A 6,551-nucleotide genomic window follows, 5' to 3' on the forward strand; every position below is an offset into this window, starting at 1 on the left:
TAGCGGTCGAACGGCAGCCACCCGCCCGCCTGCGAAATGGCTTCGCGGATGTGCGCGGCCAGGGCGGCGCTGGCATCGAGCGCATCGGCGGCGGGAACAGGTAAACTAGCGGGTTCGTGAGCATTCTGATTCATTCCGGCATTGTAAATGACCGCTTCCCCTGATCCTCGATCTGACGCCGGCGCCCCGGCCGGCCCGCGTGTCGTGCTCGTGACGGGCGCGGCGCGGCGCATCGGGCGCGCGCTCGCGCTCGGCTTCGCGGCCAAGGGCTGGGACGTGGCTGTCCACTACGGGGCGTCGCGGAGCGAGGCGGATACGCTCGTCGAGCAAATTCGCGCACTGGGCCGCCGCGCCCAGGCGCTGGCAGCGGATCTGGCCGTGGAGCACGAGGCCGCGGGGCTCGTCGCCGCCTGCACCGCGGCGCTCGGGCGGCCCGCCTGCATCGTCAACAATGCGTCGCGGTTCGTCGAAGACACGGCGCGCGACGTCGGCTACGCGTCGCTGCTCGCGCATATGGCCGTGAACGTCGGGGCGCCGCTCGTGCTGGCGCGCGCGCTATACGAGGCCACACCGGACGCGGCGCGCGATGACGAGGCGCTGCGCGGCGTGGTCATCAACGTGCTCGACCAGAAGCTTTACAACCTGAATCCGGATTATTTGTCGTATACGTTGTCGAAGGCGGCGCTGCAAACGGCGACGGTGACGCTCGCGCAAGCGCTGGCGCCGAAGGTGCGGGTGGTGGGCATTGCACCGGGTCTGACGCTGCAGTCGGCCGATCAGACCCCGGACGAATTCGCTCAAGCGCACCGCGTGACGCCGCTCGGACGGGCGTCGACGCCCGAGGATGTCGTCGCGGCGGCCTGCTATTTGGCCGAAGCGCGCGGCGTGACGGGCGCGACGTTGGTCGTCGACGGCGGCCAGCACCTCGTGCCGTTGCCGCGGGACGTGATGTTTTTGACGCGCTGACGCGTGACGCGCCGGCCGGCCCCGGCCGCGCCGGGCTTTTAGCGCTCATGCAGCGCAATACTTTGATTGGAACGAATATGGTCGCCGCTCTCTTGCATCCCCGGCTCGCCGACTGCCGCAGGCTGTTTCTGCGCAACTACGAGGTTTATATCAACATCGGCGTGCACGATTTCGAGAAACGCGGCGAGCAGCGCGTCGTCCTCAACGTCGAACTGTTCGTGCCGCTCGCGCAGACGACGCCGGTCGAGGACAAATTGCACGAGGTCGTCGATTACGACTTCATGCGCGCGACGATCGCGCGCCGCGTCGGTCAGGGGCACATTCATCTGCAAGAGACGCTTTGCGACGATATCGCGGCCACGATGCTCGAGCATCCGCGCGTGCGTGCGGTGTCGGTTTCGACCGAAAAGCCCGATGTTTATCCCGACTGCGACGCCGTGGGCGTCGAAGTGTTTCGCATTAAAGAGGAATCGGTATGAACGCGCCCGATCGCATCGCGCCCGAAGGCGCGGCGCGCGAACACGACGAGGCAAGCGAGCGCCGCGCCCTGACGCGCCGCGAACAAAAGGAAGCGTACGAGAACAACAAGCTGTTCAAGCGGCTTGCTCGTCTCGTCGGCCAAGCGATCGGCGACTTCAACATGATCGAGGCCGGCGACAAGGTGATGGTGTGCATGTCGGGCGGCAAGGACAGCTATGCGATGCTCGATATTCTCATGCGGCTGCGCGAACGCGCGCCGATCGATTTCGAGCTGATCGCCGTCAATCTCGACCAAAAGCAGCCCGGTTTTCCCGAGCATGTGCTGCCCGATTATCTGTCGAGCTTGGGTGTGCCGTTTCACATCGAGAATCAGGATACCTACAGCATCGTCAAGCGGCTCGTGCCCGAAGGCAAGACGACTTGCTCGCTATGCTCGCGGCTGCGGCGGGGCATTTTGTACCGCGTGGCGGGCGAGCTCGGGGCAACGAAGATCGCGCTTGGCCACCATCGCGACGACATCTTGCAGACGACGCTGCTCAACATGTTCTACGGCGGCAAGCTCAAGGGCATGCCGCCGAAGCTGCAGTCGGACGACGGCAAGAACATCGTGATTCGGCCGCTCGCCTACGTGAAGGAAATCGACCTCGAGAAATACGCCCAATTGCGTGCGTTCCCGATCATTCCGTGCAACTTATGCGGTAGTCAGCCCAACCTGAAACGTGCGGAAATGAAAGCGCTGATTCGCGATTGGGACAAGCGCTTTCCGGGGCGCGTCGACAACATGTTCAGCGCGTTGTCCAACGTGGTGCCGTCGCACTTGATGGATGCGTCGCTTTTTCCGTTCGCGGGACTGCGTGCTACAGGGCAGGCCGATCCGCTCGGCGACATCGCGTTCGACGACGAACCGTGCGCGACCGATGGGGCCGATGCAACCGGGATCCCCGCCGACGGGCAGAAGATTTCGTTCGTTCAATTCGACGATCTCTGACCCTCTAGCGCAAGCGGCAAAGGGTCGGCGCGTTCGTCACGGCGTCCTTTGCGCGGGTGGTCGCATGGTAAAATCGCGCACTTTGTACCTTATTTTTTCGTCGATGCAATGAACATCGTCATACTGGCTGCGGGCACCGGCAAGCGCATGCGCTCCGCGTTGCCGAAGGTGCTTCACCCATTGGCCGGTCGGCCGCTTCTCGCGCATGTGATCGACACGGCGCGCGCGCTCGATCCGGTTCGCATCGTCGTCGTCGTTGGTCATGGCGCGCAGGCCGTGCAGGAAGCCGTTGCGGCGCCCGATATCGCGTTCGCGCTGCAGGCCGAGCAGCTCGGCACCGGGCACGCGGTGCAGCAGGCGTTGCCGCTGCTCGACCCCGCGCAACCCACGCTCGTGCTTTACGGCGATGTGCCGCTCACGCGGCCGTCCACGCTCAAGCGATTGGCCGACGAGGCTGTCGAAGGGCGCTACGGCATTTTGACGGTCACGCTCGACGATCCCACCGGCTATGGCCGGATCGTGCGCGACGCGGGCGGCTACGTGACGCGTATCGTCGAACAGAAGGATGCAACGCCGGAGCAATTGCGCATCGCCGAGATCAACACCGGCATCGTCGTGACGCCGACGGCGCAGTTGGCCATGTGGCTCGGCGCGCTGAAGAACGACAACGCGCAAGGCGAGTTTTACTTGACCGACGTCGTCGAGCATGCGATCGAAGCCGGCTTCGATGTGGTGACGACGCAGCCCGACCATGAATGGGAAACGCTCGGCGTGAACAGCAAGGCGCAACTGGCCGAGCTCGAGCGTATCCATCAGCGCACGCTGGCCGATGCGCTGCTTGACGCGGGCGTGACGATTCTCGACCCCGCGCGCCTGGACGTGCGCGGCGAATTCACGTGCGGTCGCGACGTATCGATCGACGTCAACTGCGTATTCGAAGGCAGCGTGACGCTGGCCGACGGCGTCACGATCGGCGCGAACTGTGTGCTGCGCGACGCTACGATCGGCGCCGGCACGCGTATCGAGCCGTTTACGCATATCGAGGGTGCGCGGGTAGGCGCCAATGCGGTACTCGGGCCGTACGCACGGCTGCGGCCGGGCGCCGTGCTCGCCGACGAAGCGCACGTAGGCAACTTCGTCGAGGTGAAGAACGCGACGCTCGGCCACGGTTCGAAGGCGAACCATCTGACGTACATCGGCGATGCCGACATCGGCGCGCGCGTCAACGTGGGCGCGGGCACGATCACCTGCAACTACGACGGCGCGAACAAGCATCGCACCGTGATCGAGGACGATGTTTTCGTGGGCTCGGACACGCAGCTCGTCGCGCCGGTGAAGGTGGGCCGGGGCGTCACGATCGCAGCCGGCACGACGGTCTGGAAGGACGTACCCGAAGGCTCGCTCGTGCTCAACGAAAAGACGCAGGTGACGCGCGGCGGCTACGCGCGACCGGTCAAGAAAAAGAGCTGACGAAACCGGCGGCTAAATAGCCGCGCGAAGTCGCGAGACTTCGACGGCGCATGCGCTCACGCACAGATGCGATGAGCGGTTGCGCTGCATGATCGAATGAAGAAGCACTAATCGAAAGGAAGGTCTCCCATGTGTGGCATCGTCGGCGCCGTCGCGCAGCGCAATATCGTTCCCGTCCTCGTCGAAGGACTACGCCGCCTCGAATACCGCGGCTACGATTCCTGCGGCGTGGCCGTGCTGACGGACGGCGCGCCGCGCCGTGCGCGCAGCGTCGCCCGCGTGGCCGATCTCGATGCGCAGGTGCGCGACGGGCATCTCGAAGGCGTGACGGGCATCGCGCACACGCGTTGGGCCACGCACGGCGCGCCGGTCACCGACAACGCTCACCCGATTTTTTCGCGAGACGCGGTGGCGCTCGTGCACAACGGCATCATCGAGAACTTCGAATCGTTGCGCGAGATGCTGCGCGGCAAGGGCTATGTGTTCGTGTCGCAAACCGACACGGAAGTCATCGCGCATTTGATTCATAGCCTCTATCAAGGCAGCTTGTACGCGGCGGTGTGCGAGGCGGTCAAGCAATTGCACGGCGCCTATGCGATCGCGGTGGTGCACAAGGACGAACCGCATACGGTCGTGGGCGCGCGGCAGGGCTCGCCGCTCGTCGTCGGGGTGGGGCGCGGCGAGAATTTCCTGGCGTCCGATGCGCTGGCGTTGGCCGGCAGCACCGAGCAGTTCATGTTCCTCGAAGAAGGCGACGTGTGCGAGCTGACGCAAGCTGGCGTGCGCATCAGCGACCGCGACGGCAACGGCGTCGAGCGCGAAGTGCGGACGGTGCACGCCTACGGCGGCGCGGTCGAGCTTGGGCCCTATCGCCACTTCATGCAGAAGGAGATTTTCGAGCAGCCGCGCGCGATTACCGACACGCTGCCCGTGGGCGATACGCTCGAGCCGACGCTGTTCGGCGAAGCGGCGGCGGCCGCGTTCGACGAGATCGACAGCATTTTGATTTTGGCCTGCGGCACGAGCTATTACTCGGGACTGACGGCGAAGTACTGGCTCGAATCGATCGCGAAGATTTCGACGCAGGTCGAGATTGCGAGCGAGTATCGCTATCGCGAATCGGTGCCGAACCCGAAGGCGCTCGTCGTCGTCATTTCCCAATCGGGCGAAACGGCCGATACGCTCGCCGCGCTCAAACATGCGCAGGAGCTGGGACACCGGCATACGCTTGCCGTGTGCAACGTGGGCACGAGCGCGATGGTGCGGCTGACGGAAATGCAGTTTTTGACGCATGCGGGGCGCGAGATCGGCGTGGCGTCGACGAAGGCGTTCACGACGCAGCTCGTCGCGCTGTTCACGCTCGCGGTCACGCTCGGCAAGCAGCGCGGTCATGTCGATGCGGCTAAGGAAGCCGATTACGTGAAGCAGCTGCGCCACTTGCCCGCCGCGCTGAACAGCGTGCTGGCGCTGGAGCCGCAAATCATCGCGTGGTCGGAGGAGTTTTCGCGCAAGGAAAACGCGCTGTTCCTCGGGCGCGGGCTGCACTATCCGATCGCACTCGAAGGCGCGCTCAAGCTCAAGGAAATTTCGTACATCCATGCCGAAGCGTATCCGGCTGGGGAGCTCAAGCATGGGCCGCTCGCGCTCGTGACCGAAGCGATGCCGGTCGTGACGGTGGCGCCAAACGACGCGTTGCTGGAAAAGCTCAAGTCGAACATGCAGGAAGTGCGTGCGCGCGGCGGCCAGCTTTACGTGTTCGCCGATTCGGATACGAAGATCGTCAACGAAGAAGGCATGCACGTGATTCGGATGCCGGAACACTACGGCATGCTCTCGCCCATTCTCCATGTGGTGCCGTTGCAGTTGCTGGCGTATCACACGGCCTGCGCGCGCGGGACCGATGTCGATAAGCCGCGGAACTTGGCGAAATCGGTGACCGTGGAGTAAAGGGGGCATGATCCGGCGAGGCGACGCATGTCGCCGGTGCTGTTCAACGCAATGAAGAACTCCGTTTGAGAGTGTGCGCAGTAAAGTAGGATATTGTGCGGTTTGTCCTACTTTGCTGCGCTTTAATTTGACCGCCGATGCGCAGCAAAGTATGATTTTTATAAATTATCCTACTTTGCTGCCATGCATACGCTATCCCAGATCGCAGGCTTTCTCCGTGACCGGCTCAAAAAGACCGGGATAACTCAGCGCGCCCTGGGAGACCGATCGGGTCTCGCCCGCCGCACGCTGACTGGGGTATTGAGCGGCGAGGCAGATTTCAAAGTGACCACATTGGTAGCCGTACTCGATTGCCTGGGGTATGAACTCGCCTTCGTGCCCAAGGGGGCTGCGGCCGGCATGGCTGCCGATACCGCATTCGCGCCGACAAAACCGGCCGTGAAGACCCGCGTACAGTCCGCGCGCGAGAAGTTGCGGAAGGATTCGGACGAACAATGACCGTGTCGACACCATGAACGTCAAGGCGCTAGGCATTTTCATCGGTAAGGCGCGACGCGTCGGCGTCCTGTTTCAGTACGTGCTGGGCGAAAAGCAGGTGATCAACCGATTCGTCGCCGACGACGCCTTCTCGAACCTGAGCAATGCGCCCGTGCTGTCGCTTTCGATGCTCGCGGAAGACCCGGTGGCGCAGAAAGCGCTG

At 63.9% G+C, this 6,551-nt stretch carries 6 protein-coding genes and 2 pseudogenes; 7 read left to right on the forward strand and 1 reads right to left on the reverse strand.

The window, feature by feature from the left end:
- Nucleotides 1-233: pseudogene (locus tag ACTHNR_RS04235) on the reverse strand (class I SAM-dependent methyltransferase); the annotation flags it as partial.
- Between ACTHNR_RS04235 and ACTHNR_RS04240 the strand changes: the two are divergent.
- The 7 genes and pseudogenes from ACTHNR_RS04240 to ACTHNR_RS04270 form a co-directional block, all read left to right on the forward strand.
- Nucleotides 148-966 (forward strand): SDR family oxidoreductase, encoded by an 819-nt coding sequence (locus ACTHNR_RS04240; protein ID WP_440546250.1) that lies wholly within the window; start codon nt 148-150, stop codon nt 964-966. The pseudogene ACTHNR_RS04235 and the gene ACTHNR_RS04240 sit on opposite strands and share 86 nt — an antisense overlap.
- A gap of 77 nt (nt 967-1,043) precedes the next feature.
- Nucleotides 1,044-1,445 (forward strand): dihydroneopterin aldolase, encoded by a 402-nt coding sequence (locus ACTHNR_RS04245; protein WP_440546252.1) that lies wholly within the window; start codon nt 1,044-1,046, stop codon nt 1,443-1,445.
- Nucleotides 1,442-2,434 (forward strand): tRNA 2-thiocytidine(32) synthetase TtcA, encoded by a 993-nt coding sequence (gene ttcA, locus ACTHNR_RS04250; RefSeq protein WP_440546254.1) that lies wholly within the window; start codon nt 1,442-1,444, stop codon nt 2,432-2,434. Before ACTHNR_RS04245 ends, ttcA begins: the two co-directional genes overlap by 4 nt.
- A gap of 108 nt (nt 2,435-2,542) precedes the next feature.
- Complete coding sequence (glmU, locus tag ACTHNR_RS04255; protein WP_440546256.1) at nt 2,543-3,904, forward strand: bifunctional UDP-N-acetylglucosamine diphosphorylase/glucosamine-1-phosphate N-acetyltransferase GlmU; 1,362 nt, start codon at nt 2,543-2,545, stop codon at nt 3,902-3,904.
- Nucleotides 3,905-4,033: 129 nt separating this feature from the next.
- Complete coding sequence (gene glmS, locus ACTHNR_RS04260; protein WP_440546258.1) at nt 4,034-5,851, forward strand: glutamine--fructose-6-phosphate transaminase (isomerizing); 1,818 nt, start codon at nt 4,034-4,036, stop codon at nt 5,849-5,851.
- Nucleotides 5,852-6,034: 183 nt separating this feature from the next.
- Nucleotides 6,035-6,349, forward strand: coding sequence for a helix-turn-helix domain-containing protein (locus ACTHNR_RS04265; RefSeq protein WP_440546260.1), 315 nt, complete (start codon nt 6,035-6,037; stop codon nt 6,347-6,349).
- Nucleotides 6,350-6,362: 13 nt separating this feature from the next.
- Nucleotides 6,363-6,551: pseudogene (locus ACTHNR_RS04270) on the forward strand (type II toxin-antitoxin system HipA family toxin); the annotation flags it as partial.

It is taken from the genome of Trinickia sp., assembly GCF_051954495.1.
Classification (GTDB): Bacteria; Pseudomonadota; Gammaproteobacteria; order Burkholderiales; family Burkholderiaceae; genus Trinickia.

Bases quoted from the DNA above. Each gene is read 5' to 3' on its own strand.
- ACTHNR_RS04240 (WP_440546250.1), top strand. From the start codon at position 148: ATGACCGCTTCCCCTGATCCTCGATCTGACGCCGGCGCCCCGGCCGGC.
- ACTHNR_RS04245 (WP_440546252.1), top strand. From the start codon at position 1,044: ATGGTCGCCGCTCTCTTGCATCCCCGGCTCGCCGACTGCCGCAGGCTG.
- ttcA (WP_440546254.1), top strand. From the start codon at position 1,442: ATGAACGCGCCCGATCGCATCGCGCCCGAAGGCGCGGCGCGCGAACAC.
- glmU (WP_440546256.1), top strand. From the start codon at position 2,543: ATGAACATCGTCATACTGGCTGCGGGCACCGGCAAGCGCATGCGCTCC.
- glmS (WP_440546258.1), top strand. From the start codon at position 4,034: ATGTGTGGCATCGTCGGCGCCGTCGCGCAGCGCAATATCGTTCCCGTC.
- ACTHNR_RS04265 (WP_440546260.1), top strand. From the start codon at position 6,035: ATGCATACGCTATCCCAGATCGCAGGCTTTCTCCGTGACCGGCTCAAA.